The sequence below is a fragment of the Oceanobacillus damuensis genome (assembly GCF_001618145.1).
Classification (GTDB): Bacteria; Bacillota; Bacilli; order Bacillales; family Amphibacillaceae; genus Oceanobacillus; species Oceanobacillus damuensis.
Window position 1 is genome coordinate 1 of sequence record NZ_LQNF01000006.1, and the last position, 25,566, is coordinate 25,566.

Sequence of the window (25,566 nt, forward strand, 5' to 3'; positions counted from 1 at the left end):
CGTGCCCGCGGAAAGCATCCGCCCAGAGCGATCCCGGACGGCAGCAGATGCACATATTCCCGGAAATAAATCTAAATTACTTCGCAGTTTACACATATTGCGCTCATAACGACAATTTTGTTCTGGGGACGTGTTCGCAGTCCGAATTTTTTAGAAATGGCCATCACAATGTTTATAAATCTATTTGAAATTCAAATAAATTTTTAATCCAAAAGAAGTAACCGCTCTCCAGGACTAATTGGAGTTTAACGGTTACTTCTTTTGTCTAAACAACTTTTTCATTTTGATCAACCATTGTTAAAGTGGTTTGCAGTGGTTGTTTCTACTCGATATTTTAGTAGATACATGATATATTTTATTTCCAAGTGATGCAGTTAGTAAATAAGGTAATCCTTACGAACCGTCTCGAAAGCTTTCAATTCATCTTTCCATTCCTTCTCCATATCTTTAACGGAATCTCCGTTTTCAATTGCCTCACGAATCCATCCATTGCCGATAAGATTGTCGAAGAAGGATATACCTGCACTGTTTTCTGCCCGGAATTCAAAGTCTTCCGGATACATATCATGGAGTGTTTTTACGATATGCAGCCCCGTCTCGACAGGTTTATAGGACTTTTTGTTTGTCACATGAATTTGGATACCATGACTGAGTGTTCCGGCATGTTTGGAAATGGAAGGTGTGAATGATGCAGCCCGGAATGTCACCCCAGGTAACTCCAAGTCATTTAATGCTGCTGCGAGTTCTGTACTGTTAACAAAAGGTGCACCGATAAACTCGAATGGCTTTGTTGTACCTCGTCCTTCCGATACGTTTGTACCTTCAATTAAAGCTGCACCTGGATATACAAGTGCTGTGTCAAGTGTAGGCATATTTGGTGATGGCAGAACGAATTCCAAATTTGTATCATCATAGTACATATTGCGGTTCCATCCGTCCATTTCCACAACGGTTAAATCTGAATTAATTTCAAACTCTTCATTGAAAAACGTCGCCAGTTCTCCGACAGTCATCCCGTGTCGTAATGGAATAGGATAGTTTCCAACAAAAGAGGCGTATTCCGGTTCAAGCACCGGTCCCTGTACCTTTTGTCCGCCAAGTGGGTTCGGTCGGTCAAGCGCGATAAATTCCTTTCCGTTTTCCTGTGCTGCTTCCATTGCATATGCCATCGTATAAATATACGTATAGAAGCGAGTTCCGACATCCTGAATGTCAAATATCAGTACATCAACTTCTTCCAGCATTTCAGGGGTAGGTTTTCTTGTTTGGCCATATAAGCTGTATACCGGCAATCCTGTTGTCTCATCGATATAAAATTCTACATATTCTCCTGCCTGAGCATCCCCGCGCACCCCATGCTCCGGACCATAAAGGGCGGTCAACTCAACATCTGGATCATTATGAAGCAAATCTACTATACTGTTTAATTCCTGATCGACACCGGTAGGGTTCGTAATTAAACCTACTCGTTTTCCTTCAATAAGGTCTTTCTGCTCGTTCAATAAAACGTCGACACCTAATTGGACTTCTTTACCATTATCTTTTTCCTTGTCATTTCCGTTGTTTCCCTTATCTGCAAATGCTGCAGTAAGGGAGGTTAGAACCATAATGGCTGTTAACAACAGTATTAGCGATTTTTTCATTTCATCCACACTCCTTTTATTTAGTAGGTTAGACCGAAACCAAATTCATACAGTACATCTTCATCTGCGCCTGGAATCGTGACGGGCAGCAATCCTGCAGGGTTATTTTCTCCAAAAATGATTGCGGCTGTTGCCTCAAAGCTGGCTGGTCTGAATCCATATTGTGCAAGATAACCATCTATCTCTGGAAAGGCCATAATATCGTACGGATTTCGGATGCCTACTCCAACAACAGGTGCTTCCACGTGTTCAATAAGCTGATTGATCATACGCATTTGTGTGCTGTCTGATGATCTGCCAGCTACATTAAACGTATAGGAACCGACAAGAACGGCACTTGCATCCTCTAGCTGAGCCAGCTGATCGTCATTTAATGGGCCGGAAGCTACCAAAAGGTCCGTATTTTCATGATAATTAGTTACTGCATCATATAAACTGCTAATAAACGTATTTCCGATAACAACGATTTTTTCTTCGCTGGAAAAATCAAATGGTAAAACGTCATCATTTTTTAGAAGGGTAATGGACTGGTTTGCAGCCTCTGCCTCCACTTGCTTATGTGCATCAGAACCGACAACTTCCTCGGCATTTGCAATGACTTCCTCAATTGGTTGAGGGGTTTCTGATTTTATGATGCCTCGTTCCATTTTTAACGTTAAGATCCTTTCCACCGATTCCTCAATACGTTCTTCCGTTATTTCTCCTGTTTCCACTGCCTCTAGCAATCCTTCAGCAACTTCCTCAAGACCGACAGGCATTAAAATAATATCTGTTCCTGCTTTAACGGAGCGGAGAACTGCGTCGACCGGACCAAAATGTTCAGCAATGGCTGCCATGTTAAGGGCATCGGTGATAATAATACCATCATATTCCATTTCTTCACGCATCAAGCCAGTCAATACTTTATGCGAAAGGGTGGCAGGCAAAGAAATCTCTGTGCCATCTTTTTGGGAAATCACTTTTGTATCATCGATTTTAGGAAAGGTAACATGTGCAGTCATTACTGCGTCAATATCTTCCTCCATTGCTTGTTGGAAAGGGAACAGCTCGACTTCCAACAGACGTTCCTTATCATGTGGCACTTCCGGTAAACCAAGATGCGAATCGACTGCCGTATCGCCATGCCCAGGGAAATGCTTTGCTGTTGCTGCGACACCAGTAGTTTGTAATCCTCTAATGTATGCGGTTCCCATTTCGGCTACAAGTTCCGGTGATTCACCGAAGGAACGAACCCCGATAACCGGATTATCCGGATTATTATTCACATCGAGAACTGGTGCAAGGTTCATGTTGATGCCTAGCGAGTTTAACTCTTCCCCAATTGCTTGTCCGACATTTTCGGCAGTTTCTGCTGAACGAGTTGCACCGAGTGCCATGTTCCCGGGCATATGTGTTCCTGACTGCAGGCGGGTAACAATACCGCCCTCCTGGTCAATTGCCAACAGGAGTCCATATTTTTCACTTGCCTCCTGATAGGCAGCTGCCAATAGAGCTGTCTGTTCCGTCGTAACGACATTTTCGGCAAATAAGATTACACCACCGAGATGATATTGCTCTACAAGCTGTTCAATTTCGGGTAGCATTTCAGTTACATTTTCACCGTTCCACTTTCTGAAATCAGGCATCAGCATTTGGCCGACTTTTTCATTAAGTGTCATGCCTTCGATTGCATTTCCAATGACATCGTAGCGAACGCCTTCTTCCTTAATAACGAGATACTCGGAAGATTTCTTGTGTACGGCGATTTTGTCTGTTGAAATACCGTCAGTAACGGTAATGAAAGCACGGCCGTTCTGTCCCGAAAAAGTGACCACTCCGTCTTGATCAACAGTAGCAACGTTTTTATTTTTTGAGGACCATGTCAATCCTTCAGCTGTCATCTTAAAATGACCATCTGGATAGACATTCATTGCTTGTAAAGCAATTTGAGTATCTTTTATTTCAATTGCAGCTTCGGGAACGTTTTGAAAGATGATTAAATCCTCCGATACATTCTCCGCTGCAACTGCTGATTCTGACATGTTGAAAAGACTCAGTAATAATACAAAAATCGTTGTGATAATAAATGGGACTTTGCGGAAAAACTTCATTAAAATCCTCCTTGTAAAACGATTAGTAGTTACGTTCCATCCATCCATTACTGGTAATATCAAATGGCAGGCTGCCGATAGTTGAATGGCTTAGTTTAAGATTAGTCACGTACCATCCTCGTTCATTGCCGGCAACATCGGTACTGTAACGAAAGCGAATATGAGTCGTATCTGCAGGAATTGTAAGTTCTTCACTAATCCAGTCGCCGCTGCTTCCGGAGTAGGCGTCTTTTACAGTATTCCAGTTATCCCCATCATTTGATACCTCTACATAGCCAAAATCCCAGTAATTTTCAATTCTGTACCATGTATCGTAAGTCAGTATGGCATCTTCTTCCAGGGATACTTCGAGGGTCAAGGAGCGGTTATCCAGATGATCACCATGCCCTGCATACCATGCATCGGTATCCCCCGGAACAGCGACTGGGATTGCATTTGCTGTAAGTCTTGCCAGTTCTCTGCGTGCAATATTGGTTGTTACCGTTTCACGTGTTGGGTGCACACGGTTTGTCAATAAAATAGCGATTGTATCATTTTCCAAATTGACTACGAGTGATGTACCTGTATAACCTGTATGGCCTATGGACGCAGAACCTGATAGTCCATCCATATACCATGCTTGTGAAAGTTCCCATCCTAAACCATGATCATTTCCAGGGAATTCAGGAATTTGGTTTTCGACCAACAATGCAACTGTTTCCGGCTGAAGAATCTGTTTTCCGCCGTAGCCTCCGTCATTAATAAACATATGTGCAAGTTTTCCAAGGTCACTCGCAGTGGAAAAAACTCCTGCGTGTCCCGCCACTCCATCAAGGGACCATGCGCTTTCATCATGCACTTCACCCCAGACAAGACCTCTGTTCGTCCATGGCTGATATTCGGTAGCGGCAATCCTGTCCTTTAATGCCTCTGGTGGGTTGTACATCGTATCGTTCATCTGCAGCGGAACTGTGATATTTTCATATACAAATTCATCAAGACGCTGACCTGATAGTCGTTCAATAAGAGCACCGAGTGTAATCATATTTAAATCACTGTATGTGTATGTAGATCCTGGTGAATTGTCGAGTGGATATTGATAAACGTATTGCAGTCTTTCTTCCCGATTGTCTCCAATCGTGTATAGCGGAATCCATGAGGTGAATCCTGATGTGTGGGTCATAAGTTGTTTAATGGTTACATTTTCTTTTCCATTTTTTGCAAATTCCGGAATATAAGCGGAAACAGGATCATCAAGGTCGAAAAGGCCCTGTTCGTATAAAATCATCGCAGCCGTCGATGTGAATATTTTACTGATGGAAGCAAGGTCGAAAATAGTATCCTCGCTCATTGCAATAGGGTCATCAGTCAGATTACCCTGATCATCTTCGTACAAAAAAGCATTCCCATATGCTTCATGTTGGACAATATGGCCTTTTCTTGCCACGAATGTAACCGCACCCGGAAATGTTCCGTTTTCAATCATCTCTTCCATTAATGGATTAATTTGCTGTAAAGGCTCTTCCATCATTCCAGCACCTTTTGCGGAACCGGGGTGCAATACTGGGGATGCAGGACCTGGGTTACCCCACGAAAAACTAGCATTCAAACCATTTTTGGCAATTGCAGGTACACTTGTAAAGATAATGATAGTAACGACAAGGAAGCCTGTAATACCCATAAAAACAAAGAATTTTTGCATCATTTCCCTCCTTTTTGTTTAATTCTCAGAATTCAGATATTTTATTCTGTGAATACCCTTTCATATTATAAATTATAGCAGTCTATTAAAATTGTCTATCACTCTATATTACTATATTATGAAATTAAATTTTAGAAGATAGTTCTATTTATCTGTGCCAAAAGATACTGGTACATATGGACATGATGATGACTTGTCATATTGCCCATATAAAAACATAACATTATTTATATAGAACTTAATATTTTGATTTAATTAAATTTTCAGGTTTAGACACTTCTGGTTTAGGTAATAGGAAAAAAGAGGCGGTTTGAAAAAATAAAATAGGGGGATTTTAATGAGAGAGTTTATTGTAGACGGTTGGACTTTATTCTGGTTTGCTGTTCCAATGCCGCTATTAGTCGTATGGGCGATTATCACTTTCTTTACCGATAAGGAGAGTGATGAGACATGAATCCTACACTGATTACCTTCATTGCTTATTTGATATTAATGATAACCATCGGAATCATTACCTACAGAATGACAAATACGTTATCGGATTATATTCTTGGCGGTCGTAAGCTGAATAGTTGGGTCACGGCATTTTCTGCATCTGCAAGTGATTTTAGTGGCTGGTTATTAATCGGCTTACCAGGTGCTGCTTATGCTGCAGGTCTTGGACAATGGAGTTTATGGATAGCGGTTGGTCTGGCAGTTGGTGCGATGATCAACTGGCAGTATGTTGCCAAAAGGCTGCGTGTCTATACGGAGTATACGAATGATTCCATTACACTGCCACAGTTTTTTGAAAACCGGTTTCGGGATAACTCGCATCTGTTAAGGGTCATTTCGGCGTTGTTTATTTTGGCCTTCTTCTTATTTTATACAGCATCAGGTCTTGTGGCAGGTGCAAAATTATTCCAGGGGACATTTGGTGTTGATTATCATTTCGCTCTTACAATGGGAGCGGTTATCATTGTAGCCTATACATTTTTAGGTGGCTTTTTGGCAGTTAGTTATACTGACTTTATTCAGGGTGTATTAATGTCGGCAGCCTTACTGTTTACCTCTATTTATGGTCTGATTCAAATTGGTGGATTTGGGGAACTATTTAATCAGTTGGGTTCGATTAACACGAGCCTGATAGATGCTTTTGCTGCTACTACGTATGATCAGGAAGCAGGGATATTATGGGAATCTGCAGGTGCGATTGGAGCTGTGGGTATCATTTCGGCACTTGCCTGGGGGCTTGGTTATTTTGGACAGCCTCATATCCTGGCAAGGTTTATGGCGATACGTTCTCATAAAGAAGTAAGAAAAGCCCGATTGATAAGTGTTTCTTTTGGGTTGGTTATCCCTTTGTATGGAGCTTTGATTGTAGGTATGCTGGGAATTGTGACATTTGATCAGCCTTTGGCGGATTCGGAACAGGTTTTTATTCAGCTCGTTCAGGTTGTATATAACCCGTGGGTTGCAGGGTTCTTGCTTGCTGCAGTATTGGCGGCAATTATGAGTACCGTTGATTCGCAGCTGCTTGTATCTTCCAGTGCCCTATCAGAGGATTTTTACCGCAGATACTTACGCAAAGAGGCAAGCAATAAGGAACTCGTTTGGGTTGGCAGGATTTCCGTTCTTGTTATTGCATTGATTGCATTGATCCTCGCATGGAATGAGTCCAGCTCCGTGCTTGATCTCGTATCCTATGCATGGGCAGGATTTGGTGCTACATTTGGACCGGCCATCTTGTTCTCCCTATTCTGGAGAAAAACAAGCAGAAATGGAGTTTTGGCCGGAATCATTCTCGGTGGGATCACCATATTCGTATGGCCGCTTACAGGCTCCGAGCTGTATGAAATGGTACCGGGCTTTATTTTGTCCAGTATTGCAATCGTTGTTTTTAGTCTCATCGGAAAAGGGCCGACAAAAGAAATGCAGGAAGAATACGATAAAGTTGCAGGTGTTAAATAAACTAGGAGTGATGTGAATATGACAGAGAATTTATATGGAAATACACCTTGCTATTTAGGTGGAAAGAAAGTTAGCCTAAAAGAAAAAAATTACAGTGATAGAGATGTACTCGTTTATGGAGTTCCATGGGAAGGTGCGGTAACCTGGGGTGATTATACAGGCTGTGAGCTAGGTCCAAAAGTCATCCGCCTGAATTCAGCGCGTTACTCCGGTTATTTACCAGAGCTGAATCATATGGATGTGCTTCAGCACTACACGATTGGTGACTTGGGAGATATCGATGTTGTTCCAGCTGACACGTTGGAAACGATGTCTCGTATTGAGGATTTTTCTTCTGAGGTCTGGAAAACCGGAAAATTCCCAGTTGCATTTGGTGGTGACCATGGCATAACCTATCCGATTGTAAAAGCATTAAGCGAAGTAGTTGATGGAAAAGTCGGGATCATTCATCTGGATGCCCATTATGATAACCATCCAGATTATGATGGGGATAAATTTGCACGCAGCACACCATTCCATCGGATTTATGAAAGTGAAAGTGTCCGAAATGAAAGTATTGTACACATGGGAATCCATGGTCCGCGCAACAAACCGGAGACAGGAAAATATGCAGATGAAGTCGGTGCAACGACGGTATCTGTAAGGGAAATCAGAAAAGCAGGAACAGATCTGACAGAGCTTGCAAGAAAAGTATATGATATAGCGAGCGAAGGAACAGAAGCGGTCTACTTAAGTATTTGCAGTGACGTACTGGATTTTGCATTCAATCCAGGCGGGCCGGTAGATGGAAATGGTTTAACGTCCTATGAACTTCTGGAGCTTGTCCATGAATTTGCAAAGCTTGGGATACGTGGGATGGATTATGTAGAAGTGTACCCGCAACAGGATACAAATGATAATTCTTCCCATTTTGTAACCTATGCTGTTCTTTATGCTTTAGCAGGAAATATTTTGAAGGATCAGGCGGAAAATTAGTAAGTTGAGCCGCTTCCATACAGGGAGCGGCTTTTCCATTTCAGAGTAATCGTTATTAAGCAAGATCATTGTAATTTTACAGAACTATTTCTCAGATGTATACAGATAATAAGACCTATAATCTATCTTAATTTCATACTATATACACTTGTGAATTGCTGCACGGTTACACTATTATATGGGTATAGGAGGGGAAGTGTTGACTCAAGAGATAATTGACGAGTTGCTGGAAGCCATCACGTTATTATTGGATGATCTGAAAGATATACAGGAAAACAGCTATCATATGGATGAATTAATTAGTCAGCTGGAATCGCGTGTAAATGATGTGGAAGGTAATATAGTTGGATTGGAACAAAACGCGCAGAGCCTCAATGATAAACTATCTCAAGTATTGGAATGTGTCATGAGCCGGGCAAAAGAAGAGATCACAGATTATAAGGTAATCAGCTAAGCGTGCCATGGCAGGCTTATTTTTTTTGCCTTTTATCCGAATAAATCCAGATGAGATAAGCTGGTTTGAGGTGGGGAGTAGCAATGTCAAATCAAGAATATTCTTTTGTGTGGAATAGGAAATTGCCTTTTCAACATTCCGGTTCAGTGTGGGTACAGAAGCTTTTTTGTTCATTTTATCGCTTTCGAAAATTGGGCTTCCTCCTAAAGAAACGTGGAACATTGATTATAATCGGCTTTCTGCAAAAAGTCATCATAGCCGTCACTATCAAAGCTTAAATAAAAATTCCCCGATTCAGGCTAAACACATCGGGGACAAACCAGATCAGAAGAATAATAGTCCAACAGATATCGGGATAAAGCTGAAGAAAAGCATCATGACACAAAATCCCATTATGTCCCGAACCTTCAGCCCGGCAATTGCCAGAGCAGGCAGCGCCCAAAATGGCTGAATCATATTTGTCCACGCATCTCCCCACGCAACGGCCATCGCGGTTTTTGCTGTATCTGCCCCGATTGCAAGAGCCGCTTCAATCATAATAGGACCCTGTACGGCCCATTGGCCACCACCGGATGGCACAAAAAAGTTGACAATACCAGCACTGATGAAGGAGAAAAGTGGCAGCGTAAATTCAGTAGAAAAGCTGACAAACCATAGGGACATTTGTTCCGAAAGGCCCGAAGCAACCATCATTCCCATAATCCCTGCGTAAAATGGGAATTGGATAATAATTCCCCCTGCATTTTTAACCCCACTACTTACCGTATCAAGAAAACGTCTTGGAGTCTTATGAAGGAGAATACCAAGGAACAGAAGGATGAAGTTTACAATATTGATATTTAGATCAAAGCCATTTAAGACAAAGTGATAGACGATGAATGCAAGCCCCATCATTCCGATAATCAGGGACACAATTCGACTGTTTTCCAGTTTTTCAGCTGGTGTTTCAGGTTGTACCATTTCCGATTCTGTTTCCACATCGTTTTCCGTATTCAATAAGGAAGTATCTGTATTGTTCAGCGGATCTGTACCTATCAATAGGTAACGGTTAAAGAAAGGTAATGTAATAACTAAAATGAGCACAGTAAGAATGTTAAAAGGGCTGAACAATGTTTCAACAACAGGGATTGTTCCCCCTATTGCTTCTTCCAGAAAATGCCCTGGTGTTGCAATAGTCAATGGAATTGAACCAGAAAGGCCACCATGCCAGACAAGCATGCCGCTGTATCCACTGGCAATTAAAAGACGGTAGTCAACGGATGGAACTCGTTTAGCAACATGAATGGCAAAAAGTGCCCCAACTACAAGACCGAATCCGTAGTTGATTAAACATGCAATGACGGCAACGAATGTGACTAACATTACTGCCTGTGCTGGTGTATTTGCGAGTGTGCTGAGTTTTGCCAGAAAGTTTTTGACAAACGGTGTATTTGCTAAAATATACCCGGTAACAACAATCAGAGACATTTGCATCGCAAAAGCGAGTAAATCCCAAAATCCGGTACCCCAGTGTTCAATCATTTGGACAGGTCCACTGTCGGTGAAGACAACACCTAACAGATATACTATAAATGTTAAAATAATGGCAAATAAAAAAGCATCCGGTAAGTATCTTTGAACCATCCTGTCGAAGAAAAAGGTTAAGGCTTTCAAATGAATTCCCCCTTTGTTTTTAATAAGTGTTTGCACATATGTTATCACAAGATTCAATAATATTAAAATTTCAATAGATTGTATGCTTGTCATCAAACAAAAAGAACAGAAAAATAAGTGATCATTCTCTACCACATGTAAAGCTGTACGACAACCACTGATTGAAGTATTACTTTATTAATGGAAATATCTACTAATCTACTATTATTTAAGAGAGTATTTTGAAAAATAGTTAAGTTGTCCGATTGTTTTATCAATTCTGTATTGATAAGCTTTAATAGATAAGTTTGTAATTGAATATAAAAGGAGGAGTAAAATGAGTAAAAGGAACAGAATATGGTTTGAAGATGCTGACAGGAAACTGGATCCTGGCTTAGTGGAACAATTGCGGACCAATCGACAGGTTGATCCTAATGATACGAGCAGCAACGAAATACCAATCATCGTTTATTTGAAGAAAAATTGCGACAACGCAAAAAAAGACGACCTCCTTAAATTCTGCAATTATGACTCCCATAACAAATTGGAAAAAGAACTTTCAAGCATTAACGGCATGAAAGGCTACTTAACCCCTGGAATGATTAAACAGATTAAAGATCATGAAGCTGTAGATCGAATCTTTTACGACAGAATTGTATCTGCCTATCTGGACATTGCAAGCGAACAGATCGGTGCAGTAAATGTCCACACCCAGCATAACCTGACTGGAAATGGAGTTACGATAGCCGTCATTGATACAGGTATACACCCACACGAAGACTTAACCAATCCAACAAACAGAATCGTTGCATTCCGGGATTTCGTCAACGAACAAAACGAGCCATATGATGATAACGGACATGGAACCCATTGTGCTGGTGATGCAGCCGGAAATGGCCATCTATCAAATGGAAGATATATCGGCCCAGCAACAAATGCATCCGTTATCGGAATAAAAGTATTAGATGAACAAGGAAGCGGCAGATTATCAACCATTATAGAAGGCTTGGAATGGTGCATTGCAAATAAAGAAGCATACAATATACGCATTGTCTCCCTTTCTCTTGGAGCACCTGCCTATGAATCTTTTAGGGAAGATCCATTGTCATTGGCTGCTCAGGAAGCATGGCATAAAGGAATTGTCGTATGTGCTGCTGCCGGAAACAGCGGTCCTGCCAAAGCAACAATCAGCACTCCGGCCATCGATCCATTTATCATCACTGTAGGATCTACCGATGATCAGGATACGCTGGATCGTACAGATGATTCTATAGCAGACTACTCCAGCAGAGGCCCGACAATTGATTCGTTTGTCAAACCGGATATTTACGCTCCTGGCACAAATATCATTTCACTATTAGCTTCTGGATCAGCTATTGAGTCACAATTACCGGAGATGATCGTTGATGAAAATTATATTCAATTATCAGGTACATCCATGGCAACGCCAATATGTGCGGGTGTTATTGCCTTAATGCTGGAAGCTAATCCACATCTTAGTCCGAATGATATAAAAAGCATTTTGAAGGCCACTTCCCAGCCAACACTTGATGATCTTTGGGGATATATTGAAGCGGAAAATGCAGTAGAAATGGCAAAGAATTATCAAACGAAGCTTCCTGCTGAAACAGTTCAGGAAAGCTGACAGGGAAGAGGAATGGAGGGAGGACAGATTAGTGTTCTCCCTTTTCCTATGCATTTTTCGTGAGCAGAATGGGCAAGACCCCACAACAAAAAGACGGGGTCACCTTAAGCAGCATATGGCCGTCCCTCCCGATTATAAAAAGCCATCATGTGAAAGGTGGTTTATATGTGTTTAAGGGATGAGGTGAAGGATGAAGAAACCCCCATTGGGTGAAGTTATATAATAGATGAATAATATTGGAAATAACTGATCTGTACAGGAAGCCTGTACATATTCAAGGAAGTGAATAATAGTAAGATTAATAGAAAGGAGTTCTGGCAGGGGTCTCATCCCCCGCTGGAAAGGCGGGGTGTATCCGCTATGAATACGCATCTATCGTATTATGTAGCCGTTCTCTGTTGTAAGAGAACGGAAGTGCGGAAGTAGTTCATGTGAAAACAGAACAAGACTGGGCAGATAACAGAGAATGCAATAAGTGATTTCCTCCCTTATCAAATTTAATACAGATGGTAATTCTCTCCAAGGGAGTGTTATTTTTTTTTATAAGTGATCGGATATTGTTCTTTAATTTTATCTGTAAATTCCCAGAAGCCATATGTCTTGCTAAAGTCATATTTCCGGATGATTTCGATCGTCCTTATTTTCAATTCCTGGTATAAGTCGTCCTGTTCCTGAGGAGAAGTCTGCTGTAAAGAGACTCTGATTTTAGGCTCAAACATGTGAAGAACTATTTCCAAGGATTCGATATCATTCTGCAACTGGACTTTTTTGGTCAAGTCAATAAGTCGTGTCATGAAATATCCCTCCTTAACTCTTTAATAACATCTGTCAGATTTCTTGAATGCTTTTCCAGCTGTTCCATTCTGACTTCATAACGTATTAATAAAAACAAGGTAACTAAAACCGGAAATCCGACATCCTGCAGCAATTGAATAAAATAAGAGAAAGCAGAAATATCATTCATGTTTTCCCTCCTTTTCCAATAAATGCCTTTTTACATTTGATAAAGCTGTTTTTCTTGTTTTGGAAATCGATTGCTGGGAGACACCTTCTTTTGCTGCAATTTCCGTATCCGACATATTGAATAGATACGATAATTCCAAAATATATTTCTGTCTAGGTGTAATGGAACGAATAGCATGATAAAGAGCGGGATTACCAATGTTACTCTCAAGGCGGTAGTCGTTGGCAAATGCTTCCTGGTCAACTGGCAGTGCGTGCTGGTCATAGATAAGATCCATTATTGAAACATTACTATTATCTTCATCCTCCATTGGCTGATCCAAAATTAACAATTGCCTTTTTCTGTCGCGCTTGAATTTTTGATCGAAACGGATGGCATGTCTTCTTAGATCATTGGATAATTGACTGATTAATCTTATTTCAGCAAGGTGTTCCCGAAATGCTTTGTCCAAAGCTTTTTTCGCCTCAGGTGACGAAAAACGAATAGACTGTTCCAACAGAGACCAGTTTTCTTTATTCTGCAGAAAGGACTGAAGCAGGTTGTTGCGGAAAATCAACTCATTATCATTAATATACTTCCTTGCCCAACTGTATTCACATTGGTCCTCGTTTTCAGGAATTGTTTTTTCTTTCATCCTAATTTTCCTCCCTTCTATTTAATAAAGGCAAAATTAATGACTATGACACAACCTGAAAGAACGTCTGTTTCCTACATTATAGTAAATATTTACAGTTTTTTCTATATAATCTGTATTTTGATTTTTAACATAAAGAGGTTGTGATTCGGGATATTTAAGTGCCTTTATATAGAGAATAGGGAACAATGACTGAGTTATCCATACTAATTTAGGGAGGAAAATGAAGAAAACTGTTTTAAAAACAACGGAAGCATACTATTTTAGCAAGAAATAAGGCAAATTGACCATGCTCAAAATACCAGGAAAAATTTACAAAAAAAATTAACAAGTGATAAGAAATGAAGGGATAAAGAACACGCACCAGTTCTTATCCCTCGATTACTTTTACAATATACTTCCTGTTTTTTCTCGGTCCATCAAATTCACAAAAATATACACCCTGCCATGTGCCGAGGACAAGATCGCCGTTAGAGATAATCAGCGTTTGGGCATGACCGACTGTGCTCACCTTCAAATGCGATGCTGTATTTCCTTCCATATGTCGGTCTTTAGGGTGCTCCCACGGATACACCTCATCCAGTCTCATGAGCATATCTTTTTTCACATCAGGATCTGCATTCTCATTTACAGTGATTCCGGCTGTAGTATGCAGGGAGGAAACGACAGCAATCCCGTCAGAAATACCTTGATCGTGTATCCACCTTTCAATTTCTGCAGTGATATCAATCATTTCATCATGACGACTCGTGTTCAGTTGGAATGTTTTTAACATGTTCATCATCCTTTCCCATCTTATTTTACTAGAAGGTTGTGGTGCCTGTCACTCCCCGATATTTGTCGAATTATGTTCCGTTAATAATCAAAATATTCGACATTCCAAATTATGACTACACACCTTATAATTTTAAACCGATAAATATAATAAGCAGTTTTTGATGCGCTACATATATACAACCAGGAGGTAACCTATGGATAAAACATCAATTATCGGATTAATATTAGGGTTTTTAGCTGTCGGAGTGGGAATGGTACTTAAGGGGGTCGGTGTGGGAGCTCTGGTAAACCCGGCTGCAATCTTAATTATACTATTAGGAACAGTAGCAGCTGTGACCATTGCATTCCCGGGCAGCACACTAAAAAAGGTGCCTGCTTTATTTAAAATTCTTTTTACAGAGCAAAGCACGACAAATACAAAAGATTTGATTGAAATGTTCAGTGAATGGGCTGATCAGACAAGAAAAGAAGGCATTCTGACACTTGAGCAGAAAGTGGCTGATGTGAAAGATCCTTTCCTGTCTTCTGGATTGCAGCTTGCGATAGACGGACAGTCCCCAGATTTTATTAAAGATATTATGCTGGAAAAAATCAATGCGATGGAACAGAGACATGAAGAAGGTGCGGCCATTTTCACTCAAGCCGGTACATACGCACCGACACTGGGAGTGCTTGGTGCCGTAATCGGTCTGATTGCTGCGCTTGGAGATATGGCTGATATTGATGCCCTCGGTAAAGCGATTTCTGCTGCATTTATAGCAACATTGCTCGGTATTTTTACCGGTTATGTACTTTGGCATCCATTTGCAAATAAACTTCGCGAAAAATCGAAAAAAGAAGTATTGCAGAAAGAAATTATGGTAGAAGGCATCCTGTCAATCACTACAGGAGATTCCAAAATGATTGTAAGAGAGAAACTTGGTTCACTGCTATCAAGTAAAGAGATGGTAGCATTGAAACAGGAGGATCTTTATGAGTAGAAGAAAGAAGAAAAAGCAATCACATATCGATGAATCTTGGCTGCTCCCCTATTCCGATTTGCTTACACTTCTTGTTGCCCTTTTTATCGTATTATTTGCAATGAGTGATATCAATGTCCAAAAGTATGAACAACTTGCCAGTGTTTTTCGCAGTGAATTTTCAAGCAGTGGTACAGGTATTCTGGACCATAATGAATCTCCGATAGAATCACCTTTGGATCCAGGTGATCAGCAGAAGGAAGAAGAAGAGAATGAGGAAAAAGAAAAAGAAGAGCTGGACGAGAGCGGTGGAGAGGCTGAAGGAGAGCTTATTAAACTGGAGCAGCTGCAATCGATGATTCAGAATTATATTTATGAGAATAATCTTGCAGATAAACTTGGAACGGAATTAACAGATGAAGGTTTACTGATTACCATTGTCAATGATGTGTTCTTTGATTCGGGAAGTGCTCAAGTGAAAGCGGAAGGAGTAGAAGTTGCCGAGGATGTCTCCAATCTGCTGTATACAGAGCCCCCACATCAAATAGTAATCAGTGGGCATGCCGATGATGTTCCGATTGGAACGTCAGAATTCAGCTCCAACTGGGAACTTAGTGTAACTCGTGCCTTGAACTTTATGAGTCTTGTTTTGGAAAATGAAGATTTGGATCCAACGCTTTTCAGTGCAAAGGGATTTGGGGAGTATAAGCCGCTTGTACCAAACACCAGTGATGAAAACCGCGCAAAGAACAGACGCGTGGAAGTACTGATTTTGCCAAACTATGATATAAGTACTTCTGAATAAGATAATGCAGAAATGCCACAAGATAGAGATGTGAACGTTTTGTGATGAAACTCATAAAACGTTCATTTTGGCTGTCATGATCGTGCAAAATGGCATTACAACAGATATTACAGCCCCGACTATGATGCATGGAAATACGACATTGTCCGGATATGAAAAGGCAATTCAATTAACGGCGGTTTTTGAGGGTGCCGGCGATTTGAACATGTTTTTGCTGTTGGATTGAATGGCATCATACTAAAGTTTGCAGCAGAAAACAGGAATGTTCCCGTTTTCTGTTTTTCTTTTGTTCTTCCATCTCCATTATTAGTGCTTCACAATTATCATGCATAAGCCGATATAAAATTTAGGAAATTTAACCTACATATAAAAGGTAAGACTATTGTTCCATATAGATTAATCAGCTATTCTTGACATAGCTTTTTGATCTGCTTAAGAATACAGCGGAAAATCGGAACTGAGAAAGGAAATGCCCTATGGATACGGATCAATACTTGGAAGTGTTTTTGGATGAAAGCCGTGAGCATTTACAGGCGGTAAATGATAATATTCTCAAATTGGAAAAAAAACCTGAGGATCTGAATCTGGTAAATGATATATTTCGTTCAGCACATACATTAAAAGGGATGGCTGCAACAATGGGATATGAAGATATAGCTTCACTAACCCATAAAATGGAAAACGTACTGGACCTGATTCGCAATCAAAAATTGAATGTTACAACCGATATCATAGATACCATCTTTTTGGCAATAGAATATTTGGAGGAGATGGTGAATTCCATCAGTGAAGGAAGTGATGGAAAAAAAGATGTTACAGGTTTGGTTCAACGATTGGATCAAATCGAAAAAGGGGAGCCGGTTTCTGCAGAGTTGCAGGACGAGACTGTGGAGGAAAGCAATTTTATTAATTCAGATGACCTTGATCTGGATGAATTTCAAATTACAATTGTCGATCAGGCAAGAGAGCAAGGTTTTTTCCCTTATCAAATAACGGTTGACCTGACAGATGACTGTATTCTGAAAGGTGCCCGCGCATACATGGTTTTTGAAGCCCTTGAAGGCCGTGGGGAAATGATACGTACAAATCCTTCTGTGGAAGAAATTGAAGAAGGGAATTTCGCTAAACGTTTTTCAATGATTTTTCTGTCTGAAGAAGTTGCAGAGATCATCAAAGAAGTGATAGGCAACGTTTCAGAGGTGGAAAATGTGGAGATTGGTAACCTTGTAACGATTTCAAACGCTGAAAAACAAAAAGAACAGCCGATTACTCCAGCAAATACTGTTGCTGAAGCAAAAGAACAGACAGCATCCACTGTAGAAGGGGCAGCACAAACAGCAAAAGGCGGATCTGCATCCAAAACGATCCGAGTAAATCTTGAAAAAATAGATGATTTGCTGAATCTGTTTGAGGAGGTCGTTATCGATCGGAGCAGATTGGAAGTGATTGCGGAAACTATCGGCAATCAAGACCTTGCGGATACCGTTGAACATATGAGCAGGGTATCCACTGATATGCAAAGTCTTATACTGGCTATGCGAATGGTTCCGATTGAGCAGGTATTCAATCGTTTTCCACGAATGATCCGGGGGCTTGCAAGAGATTTGAATAAGCAAATTAACCTTGAAATCACTGGGGCTGACACCGAATTGGATCGTACGGTTATTGATGAAATCGGCGACCCATTAGTCCATTTAATCCGAAACTCTGTCGATCATGGTATCGAATTGCCAGAAGTTCGTAAACAGGCAGGTAAACCTGAAGAAGGCAATTTAATTTTGAGAGCTTTTCATAGCGGAAATCATGTTTTTATTGAGATAGAAGACGATGGTGCCGGCATAAATCGTGAGAAAGTAAAGGCCAAAGCGATAGAAAGTGGAATAATATCAGTATCTGAAGCCGACTTGCTCCATGATGACCAAGTAGCAAGTCTGATTTTGTCATCAGGATTCAGTACAGCAGACAAAGTTTCGGATATATCTGGCCGCGGAGTAGGACTTGATGTCGTTAAAAATAAAATTGAATCACTTGGCGGACAGATAACAATCGAATCCCAAGCTGGTAAGGGAAGTATATTTTCCATTCAATTACCGTTGACCCTTTCAATTATAGCAACATTACTTGTAAAGGTAGAAAAGGAAACCTATGCGATACCATTATCCTCTATTATTGAAACAGTAATTCTTGAAAAAGAGAACTTAATGTACGCCCACGGTAAAAAAGTTATGGACTTTAGGGGAAAAGTAGTTCCGCTTGTATCCATGGCAGCGGTTTTTGAAGTGCCTACGGAGGAAGTAAATAATGATAAGGGATACTCCGTTGTTATCGTGAAGAAAGGGGACAAGCTTACCGGGTTAATTGTCGATTCCTTTATAGGACAGAAAGAAGTGGTTTTGAAATCACTTGGCAACTATTTGAAGGATGTTTTCGCCATTTCTGGAGCAACTATACTAGGGGATGGAGAAGTAGCTTTAATTATCGATCCGAATGCATTGGTAAAATAAGTTGGAGGTAGGAAAAATGGCAGAAATGACAAAGTTTATTGTCTTTAGATTAAATGATCAATCATTTGGGGTTGACGTACAACAGGTGATTTCCATTGAAAGAGTGCAGAAGATTACCGAAGTACCGAGGACTTCCGAGTTTATAAAAGGAGTAACCGAACTGCGTGGAGAAACTACACCTATCATCGATTTGAAAGAGCGTCTGCTGATCACTGAAGCAGAACCTACAGATGATAGCCGTATCCTTGTCGTTTCGGTAAAGGATATGCAAGTAGGATTGATTGTGGATGCAGCTACAGAAGTAAAAGATATCTCCGGTGACATGATCCAATCGGCACCGAAACTGATTGGGGGTGTCAGAGACACATTCCTTAAAGGGGTAGCAAAAATTGACAGTGAACTCTTAATTTTGCTGGACCTTGGACGTATTGTTGACCTTGAGGAAACAAATGAACTAAGAGAAGTAATTACAGAAGAATAAGTCAAAAAGTTAAATGAAACAAAAGGCAGCTGGAATTTTGAGCTGTCTTTTTTCGGCATAAAAGAAATTAAAAAATTTCGCTAGTACGGAAGCTTCACTTGACTAGAACTATATTTCCTGGGAAATAAGGTAGAGTTGCGTAAAAAATTGTAAAAAATAAACGAAAGGATGAATGAAGTTCCATGTCAAGTGTTCACTACTTCTTTTTATAGCAGAATTTAGTGTGCTATAGTAAAACTACTGAAAGTTTTTATTACTTAATTGCAGGAAGTGTACATGATGGTTGAACAGAAGAAATATAGTATGAAGGATATTAATTTTTGGAAGATCACGCTCAGTTTAGCATTTGCATCATTTCTTGTGTTTGCAAGCATGTATGTAGTACAGCCGTTGCTGCCGTTATTCGTCGAAGAGTTTGATATTTCCGTTTCCGAATCGACATTGGCATTATCCATGACAATTGTCGGGCTGATCATTGGATTAATAATTCTCGGGTTTTTTTCAGATAGGGTTGGAAGGACATCTTTTATCAAGCTCTCATTAATAGGTTCTGTCATTCCCTTTTTTCTCATTCCATTAGCTGATTCATTTTACATGATTGTATTATTACGCTTTATACAGGGATTTGCACTTGCGGGTCTGCCTGCAGCATCACTTGCATACCTCAATGAAGAAATTGATCGACAAAGTGTAGGTGTGGCCACAGCGTTATACATTTCAAGCAATGCCCTTGGTGGAATGGCAGGAAGAGTCGTTACAGGATACATAACAGACCATTACTCATGGGAGGCGGCTTTTTATGTGTTTGCAGTCATTGGATTGTTTATTTTAGTTGCAGTGTTCCTGCTATTGCCTAAATCAAATTTTTTTAAAGCTAGCAGACTACCATTTAAAAAGGATATGGAAGGGACGGTCTTTCATTTGAAAGATCCTTCTATCCTTGTCGTGATTGGAATTGGAATAATACTCCAATTTTCGTTTACTTCAATATGGACTTATTTGCCTTTTCATTTAGAGGCGGAACCCTTCTCACTGTCACTGGAAGCCATTTCCTATACGTTCTTTGCGTATGGACTGGGAGTAATTGGGGCACCACTTGCAGGAAGGCTGGCAGCGAATCTTGGTTTACGGAAAGTACGTATTGCAGGGGTGATCGTTCTCTCGTTGGGAGCAGTTATCACTGTGAGCCAGTCCGTACCGATAATCGTTCTCGGATTATGTGTGTTATGCCTTGGCTTCTTTACAGCGCACGCATTGACGGCAGCATCTGTCACAGAGCAGGCAACCCATCATAAAGGAAGCGCATCCAGCCTGTACTTGGTAGCCTATTATGTTGGGGTAACAATGGGCAGTTCTGCCGCCGGACCAATTTGGAACAGTGCAGGATGGAGCGGAATCGTTTTAATTGCCGGATTATTGCCGCTTGCGTATCTGGCTTTTGTCATCCTGATGCAAATGCGGTTAAGGAAGAAAGGCACATAGGAAAGGAGCTTCCCAATTGGGGAGGAAGCTCCTTTTTACTATTATTTGAATTCTTGTGGGTAACAGGATGATGGCAGCCGCTATTGCTATGATGGCATAACCCATGCGAGGAAAAGAAACAATCATGCAAACGAGATCCCAAAAAGCATCCATTTGGCAAATGAATTTTCGAGGCTTTGTCCATCTTCTTTTGCAATAAATCTGAAAAATTGCATTGACAGATAAGATTGTTTAAAATAAGTTGGTTAACTATTGATGAAGCGAGATGATAGATATGCCTAAACAAATGTGGCTACTGGTAATTGCAACGTCAATTACTGTTACTGGTGGTTCTTTTTTATGGCCTTTAAATACAATATATATACATAATGAGCTTGGTAAAAGTCTTGCATTTGCAGGGATCATCTTAATGTTCAATCAAGGTGCATCAATTGTTGGAAATCTGCTTGGCGGCGCACTTTTTGATAAGTATAGTGCATATAGGACGATTCTTTCTGGAACTTTTATAGCAATGGCTGCTGCAATAATCCTAGCATTCAATCATGAAATCGTAGCCTATTCAATACTTCTGGTCATTATTGGCTTTGCTAATGGAATCACATGGCCAATCATGTTTGCAATGGCTGGTTCATTGTGGCCAGATGGAGGCAGACGTGCATTTAATGCAGTTTATGTAGCACAGAATTTGGGGGTTGCACTAGGAGCCTCAATTGGAGGCTATATTGCCAGTCTATCCTTTGATTATATCTTTCTAGCAAATGCAGCTGTTTTTATAGTGTTTTTTCTTTTTGTTTTATTTACCTTCAAAGACATGGATAAAGCACAGGATCATCAAATGTATACATCAGTAGTCGGTCAGAGTGGCAAAATAAAAAGCAAATCCGCTTTTAAAGCGTTGCTTATTTTATGCAGTGGATTCCTGGTCGTTTGGCTTGCTTACAGCCAATGGGGATCAACCATTGCATCCCATACCCAGACAATCGGTATTCCATTAGAGCAATACAGTTCATTATGGGCAATAAATGGTTTCCTTATCGTTCTGGCTCAACCTCTGTTAAAATGGGTTACAGATAGAATTACTTCGCCAAAAAAGCATATCTATATTGGAACAAGTATTCTGATCTTTTCGTTTGCGATCGGAATGGTTGCAGAGAATTTTACGATGTTCGCTGCTGCAATGGTGATCCTGACGCTTGGTGAAATTCTTGTATGGCCGGCAATACCGACCTTGGCCAGTGAACTGGCTCCGAAAGGCCGGGCTGGTTTTTATCAGGGGATGGTTAACAGTATCGCTGCGGTAGGGAGAATGATTGGTCCGGTTTTTGGTGGATTTATCGTAGATTTTTATAATATGGACCTGTTATTTATCATCGTGCTTGGCTTGCTGTTTATCCCATTTGTAACAACAAAGCTTTACGACAGGAATGTGGAGAAAGAAAAAACAAATAATGTAGGTAAAGGAGCATTATGATGACAACAGAAAATGAAGTTAAACTTATTGCACTGGATATGGATGGTACATTATTAACGGGTGAGCATGACATTACAGAACGTACAAAGATAGCCATTGAGCAGGCTCTTGGTAAAGGAACACATGTAGTCTTAAGTACAGGACGTGGTTTTCAGACATGTTATCCTTGTGCCGAGGAATTAAAATTGCAATCCTACCTCATAACGGCCAATGGCGGGCAGATCTGGACGATGGAGAAAGAATTATTGGATCAGCATTTACTGAAAACCGAGCTCATAGAAAAAATGTACAATCTTGGCACTCAGGTCGGTGTCAACATGTGGATGATTTCAACAAGTGGTGTATTCCGCGCTGAAGCACCGGATGATTTTTATGAGTATGAGTGGCTGAAATTCGGTTGTGAATCGACTGACAAACAAAAATTGGATATTATGGTCCAGGAGCTTTCCCATTATGAAGAACTTGAGCTTACCAACTCATTGCCTACGAATGTGGAAGTAAATCCAAAAGGCGTGAGTAAGGCTAAGGCACTTCATTTCCTCTGTGATAAAATCGGTATTACGATGAACGAAGTCATGGCTGTAGGAGATAGTCTGAACGACATTAAAATGATCCAGGAAGCGGGAATTGGCGTGGCAATGGGAAATGCCCAGGAAGCAATCAAAAAAGTTGCAGACCATACGACAGATACAAATAATAATGACGGTGTGGCAAAAGCAATCGAGCAATTCGCCCTTTGAGGTGCCTGTCACTCCCCGAAATTTGTCGTAAATTGTCGATTGGTATTCTCGGGTGACAACCGATCGGCGGTATAGCAATTCTCATAGGTATACAAAAGAACCGGCTATTACACCGGTTCTTCCATTTTACAAGTCAAAATTATATACCTGCCACCCAGAACATGAGTCCAGACACCAATATCGAAGCAATCAGCATTGCAATCAGCGGCCGCAATGCCTTATTTTTAACATCCTTCAAGCTCACATTCAAACCTAGCCCTACCATTGCGGAAGTCAGTATGAATGTAGTGGCAAAACTGATCAGGTCCATGACGCCTTCCGCTACTGGAATCATATTCCCCAATATATAGCTGCCGAATAGACTCATCGCAATAAATCCAAGTAAAAACATTGGAAACTTCACTTTCGTCTGATCTGTTCCATTTGTTGACTTTCTGTTTTTTACCCAAAAAATCAATATAAAGCATAATGGTACGAGCAGGAAAACCCGACCTAGCTTGGCTAATAACGCCATTGCCAGCGCTTCTTCCCCTGCCGGTTCTGCAGCAAGTGCAACATGGGCCAATTCATGCAGACTAAGGCCAGACCAAACACCGTATTGTACATCTGATATCGGCAGCAGTGGCAATAACAATGCATAAATAATAGAGAATATCGTGCCGACCAATGCAATGATGCCAACACTGATCGCTGTGTCATCGTCCTTTGCTTTAACGATCGGAGCTACGGCTGCTATTGCCGCTGCACCACAAACCCCTGTGCCTACACCTAGCAGTAAAGCAATCTGTGAGTTGGCTTTAAATAACTTTGCCAAATATACCGTTACCAAAATGGCAAATACGATTGTTACGGAGCCTTTGACAAGTAAGCCAAGGCCATCTTGAAAAATCACATCCATATTCAATTTCAAACCGTATAAAATAATTGCAAACCGTAATAAATATTTGGATGAAAATTCTATTCCTTTGCGGAAAAACTCTGGATAGCCGAAAACTTGGCGATAAATGATTGCCAATAGAATAGCACTTGCAAGCGGCCCGACTCTATCGAACCCCGGTACTAGTGAAAGCAAATACCCAAGCAAGGCAAAAATAAAAGTAAAGCCAATCCCCAATAAAAGCTTTTTCCAATGACCGGATCCCTTCGTTAATGTATTCATCGGTCTCCACCTCTTTCTGTCTTGTAGTATTAAGTATAAATTCAGTTTTAGCATAAGAAAAATAAATTATTGTAATACTTATGATAAGATATACTTATAAAGTGGTTCGACAAAATTCGGGGAGTGACAGGCACCAATGGATCAGGAGGGATTATTTAATGGATCAGCATCTTATTGTATTTAAAGAAGTAGCTGCGCGTAAGAGTTTTTCCAGAGCAGCTAAGGAATTGCATATGTCACAGCCGGCAGTCAGTCAGTATATTGCAGCACTGGAAAAAGAGCTTGGCACTCGTCTGCTGGAGAGGACCAATAAGTTCGTCGAATTGAATAAAGCAGGGGAGATTGTCTATCAGCATACATTGGAGATTTTACGAAACTATGAGAAAATGCAGGTCCTTGTCTCAGATTTAAAAAATGAACCAAGAGGTGAGCTGAAAATAGGAGCAAGCTATACAATCGGGGAATATGTACTTCCCGAGCTATTGGCCAGGTTACAGGAAACATATCCTCGCATCCTGCCAGAAGTTTCTATTGGCAATACAGAGGAAATCGGTACAAAACTTTTACATCATGAAATCGACATCGGGCTCATAGAGGGGAATTATTCCCATCAACAGATTTCCGTGGAACAATTTGCGACAGATGAGATGTATATTATAGCAGGAAATCGAACATCCTATACACTAGAGGAACAAATTTCGATAGAGGATTTGAAGAATGAAACATGGATTATCCGTGAGGAAGGTTCCGGTACGCGTAAAGTTGTCGAGGAATTTTTCCAAAAGCATGATCTTACTCCTAAAAGAATTCTTACCTTTGGCAGTACCCAAACAATCAAAGAGGGAGTAGAAGCTGGCCTCGGCATTAGTTTGCTTTCCAAGTTAACATTTGCGAAAGAATCGCAACTGAAGAGGATACAAAAACTTCTTGTTGACGACACACCAATTCAGCGAAAATTTTCCATAATCAAAAATCACTACGAGTTCCAACCGAAGGCGTTGCAAGTATTTGAAAACCTTGTTATGTCCAAAATCAACAACAGTTCATAAGCATGCCCTTACATTGTTGCTGAAAAAGGAGTATAATAAGAAGAGTAGAAGAAAGGGGATGCTATTATGTCATTTTCTCGAGGACCTAAGGAACCGGTTCCTGAAGTGGAAACGAAAGTATGGTCATGCACTAGCGATGATTGTCAGGGCTGGATGAGGGAGTCATACAGTTTCAATGAAGAGCCTGCATGTCCGTTATGCAATTCAACAATGGAACAGGAAGTAAGAGTTATTCCGGAGATGAAGTAGGAAATAGTATCTCTAAAAAGCTGAAGTAAATTAATCGAAATTATAGTACCATTTTCTTTACAATGAAACGTTGGTTATCCAACGTTTTTTTCTTATGGCTTCAGCTTTGAAAAAACCCTGAACAGCCTGATCAGGTTTTTTTGCATTTTTAACTTATTAGAACTCCTGGTTGGATTTCTGTCGGTGGTCCAGAAACGATCGGATTTTTCATTCCATCCACGT

The 25,566-nt window shown here is 40.6% G+C and carries 23 protein-coding genes; 14 read left to right on the top strand and 9 right to left on the bottom strand.

The genetic code is table 11. From position 1 onward, the window contains the following. Positions 1–374: 374 nt before the first annotated feature. The 3 genes from A4245_RS07230 to A4245_RS07240 are packed head-to-tail and all read right to left on the bottom strand — an operon-like array spanning position 375 to position 5,417. A complete protein-coding gene (locus A4245_RS07230) occupies positions 375–1,643 on the bottom strand; it encodes an exo-beta-N-acetylmuramidase NamZ family protein (RefSeq protein ID WP_067727051.1) in 1,269 nt (422 codons plus the stop codon). Positions 1,644–1,663: 20 nt separating this feature from the next. Continuing rightward, positions 1,664–3,733 carry a glycoside hydrolase family 3 protein gene (locus A4245_RS07235; RefSeq protein WP_067727052.1) on the bottom strand — a complete coding sequence of 690 codons (2,070 nt, stop codon included), beginning with the start codon at positions 3,731–3,733 and terminating at the stop codon, positions 1,664–1,666. Positions 3,734–3,755: 22 nt separating this feature from the next. Beyond that, on the bottom strand, positions 3,756–5,417 hold the full coding sequence (locus A4245_RS07240) for a serine hydrolase domain-containing protein (RefSeq protein ID WP_084268721.1): 1,662 nt from the start codon (positions 5,415–5,417) through the stop codon (positions 3,756–3,758). Positions 5,418–5,864: 447 nt separating this feature from the next. Between A4245_RS07240 and putP the strand changes: the two genes are divergently transcribed. From putP to A4245_RS07255, 3 genes are all read left to right on the top strand, one after another. Then, the gene (putP, locus tag A4245_RS07245; RefSeq protein WP_067727053.1) at positions 5,865–7,364 is read left to right on the top strand and encodes a sodium/proline symporter PutP; all 1,500 of its coding nucleotides are present in this window, start codon (positions 5,865–5,867) and stop codon (positions 7,362–7,364) included. A gap of 18 nt (positions 7,365–7,382) precedes the next feature. Further along, positions 7,383–8,339: an agmatinase family protein gene (locus tag A4245_RS07250; protein WP_067727054.1), complete on the top strand. Its 957-nt coding sequence runs from the start codon at positions 7,383–7,385 to the stop codon at positions 8,337–8,339. A gap of 199 nt (positions 8,340–8,538) precedes the next feature. After that, on the top strand, positions 8,539–8,793 hold the full coding sequence (locus tag A4245_RS07255) for a hypothetical protein (protein ID WP_067727055.1): 255 nt from the start codon (positions 8,539–8,541) through the stop codon (positions 8,791–8,793). 324 nt (positions 8,794–9,117) lie between these two features. Here A4245_RS07255 and A4245_RS07265 read toward each other — a convergent pair whose 3' ends face one another. Beyond that, the gene (locus A4245_RS07265; RefSeq protein ID WP_067727057.1) at positions 9,118–10,446 is read right to left on the bottom strand and encodes a short-chain fatty acid transporter; all 1,329 of its coding nucleotides are present in this window, start codon (positions 10,444–10,446) and stop codon (positions 9,118–9,120) included. Between the two features lie 316 nt (positions 10,447–10,762). Between A4245_RS07265 and A4245_RS07270 the strand changes: the two genes are divergently transcribed. Then, entirely contained in the window at positions 10,763–12,070 is a 1,308-nt protein-coding gene (locus A4245_RS07270; protein WP_067727058.1) for a S8 family peptidase, read from the top strand. Positions 12,071–12,600: 530 nt separating this feature from the next. Here the strand turns inward: A4245_RS07270 and A4245_RS07275 are convergent. From A4245_RS07275 to A4245_RS07285, 4 genes are all read right to left on the bottom strand, one after another. Continuing rightward, on the bottom strand, positions 12,601–12,864 hold the full coding sequence (locus A4245_RS07275) for a helix-turn-helix domain-containing protein (protein WP_067727059.1): 264 nt from the start codon (positions 12,862–12,864) through the stop codon (positions 12,601–12,603). Continuing rightward, positions 12,861–13,034: a YvrJ family protein gene (locus A4245_RS19650; RefSeq protein WP_084268722.1), complete on the bottom strand. Its 174-nt coding sequence runs from the start codon at positions 13,032–13,034 to the stop codon at positions 12,861–12,863. Before A4245_RS19650 ends, A4245_RS07275 begins: the two co-directional genes overlap by 4 nt. Next, positions 13,027–13,668, bottom strand: a complete 642-nt coding sequence (locus A4245_RS07280; RefSeq protein ID WP_067727060.1) for an RNA polymerase sigma factor — start codon at positions 13,666–13,668, stop codon at positions 13,027–13,029. Before A4245_RS07280 ends, A4245_RS19650 begins: the two co-directional genes overlap by 8 nt. Before the next feature lie 370 nt (positions 13,669–14,038). Further along, a complete protein-coding gene (locus tag A4245_RS07285) occupies positions 14,039–14,443 on the bottom strand; it encodes a secondary thiamine-phosphate synthase enzyme YjbQ (protein ID WP_067727061.1) in 405 nt (134 codons plus the stop codon). A gap of 196 nt (positions 14,444–14,639) precedes the next feature. Here A4245_RS07285 and motA point away from each other — a divergent pair, with 196 nt between their 5' ends. The 8 genes from motA (at position 14,640) to A4245_RS07320 (ending at position 22,887) form a co-directional block, all read left to right on the top strand. Beyond that, positions 14,640–15,425 carry a flagellar motor stator protein MotA gene (gene motA, locus A4245_RS07290; RefSeq protein WP_067727062.1) on the top strand — a complete coding sequence of 262 codons (786 nt, stop codon included), beginning with the start codon at positions 14,640–14,642 and terminating at the stop codon, positions 15,423–15,425. Beyond that, positions 15,418–16,209, top strand: coding sequence for a flagellar motor protein MotB (motB, locus tag A4245_RS07295; protein ID WP_067727063.1), 792 nt, complete (start codon positions 15,418–15,420; stop codon positions 16,207–16,209). Before motA ends, motB begins: the two co-directional genes overlap by 8 nt. 82 nt (positions 16,210–16,291) lie before the next feature. Continuing rightward, on the top strand, positions 16,292–16,435 hold the full coding sequence (locus tag A4245_RS20050) for a hypothetical protein (protein WP_157087677.1): 144 nt from the start codon (positions 16,292–16,294) through the stop codon (positions 16,433–16,435). 250 nt (positions 16,436–16,685) lie between these two features. Next, positions 16,686–18,713: a chemotaxis protein CheA gene (locus A4245_RS07300; protein ID WP_067727064.1), complete on the top strand. Its 2,028-nt coding sequence runs from the start codon at positions 16,686–16,688 to the stop codon at positions 18,711–18,713. Between the two features lie 16 nt (positions 18,714–18,729). Then, the gene (locus A4245_RS07305) at positions 18,730–19,194 is read left to right on the top strand and encodes a chemotaxis protein CheW (protein WP_067727065.1); all 465 of its coding nucleotides are present in this window, start codon (positions 18,730–18,732) and stop codon (positions 19,192–19,194) included. A gap of 279 nt (positions 19,195–19,473) precedes the next feature. Continuing rightward, positions 19,474–20,676: an MFS transporter gene (locus A4245_RS07310; protein ID WP_067727066.1), complete on the top strand. Its 1,203-nt coding sequence runs from the start codon at positions 19,474–19,476 to the stop codon at positions 20,674–20,676. Positions 20,677–20,950: 274 nt separating this feature from the next. Continuing rightward, positions 20,951–22,147, top strand: a complete 1,197-nt coding sequence (locus A4245_RS07315; protein ID WP_067727067.1) for an MDR family MFS transporter — start codon at positions 20,951–20,953, stop codon at positions 22,145–22,147. Then, positions 22,147–22,887 carry a Cof-type HAD-IIB family hydrolase gene (locus A4245_RS07320; RefSeq protein ID WP_067727068.1) on the top strand — a complete coding sequence of 247 codons (741 nt, stop codon included), beginning with the start codon at positions 22,147–22,149 and terminating at the stop codon, positions 22,885–22,887. Before A4245_RS07315 ends, A4245_RS07320 begins: the two co-directional genes overlap by 1 nt. Positions 22,888–23,026: 139 nt before the next feature. Here A4245_RS07320 and A4245_RS07325 read toward each other — a convergent pair whose 3' ends face one another. After that, entirely contained in the window at positions 23,027–24,046 is a 1,020-nt protein-coding gene (locus A4245_RS07325) for a YeiH family protein (RefSeq protein WP_067727069.1), read from the bottom strand. Between the two features lie 158 nt (positions 24,047–24,204). Between A4245_RS07325 and A4245_RS07330 the strand changes: the two genes are divergently transcribed. Next, a complete protein-coding gene (locus A4245_RS07330) occupies positions 24,205–25,095 on the top strand; it encodes a LysR family transcriptional regulator (RefSeq protein WP_067727070.1) in 891 nt (296 codons plus the stop codon). Positions 25,096–25,161: 66 nt separating this feature from the next. Then, complete coding sequence (locus tag A4245_RS07335; protein ID WP_067727071.1) at positions 25,162–25,344, top strand: cold-shock protein; 183 nt, start codon at positions 25,162–25,164, stop codon at positions 25,342–25,344. Positions 25,345–25,566: the final 222 nt, after the last annotated feature.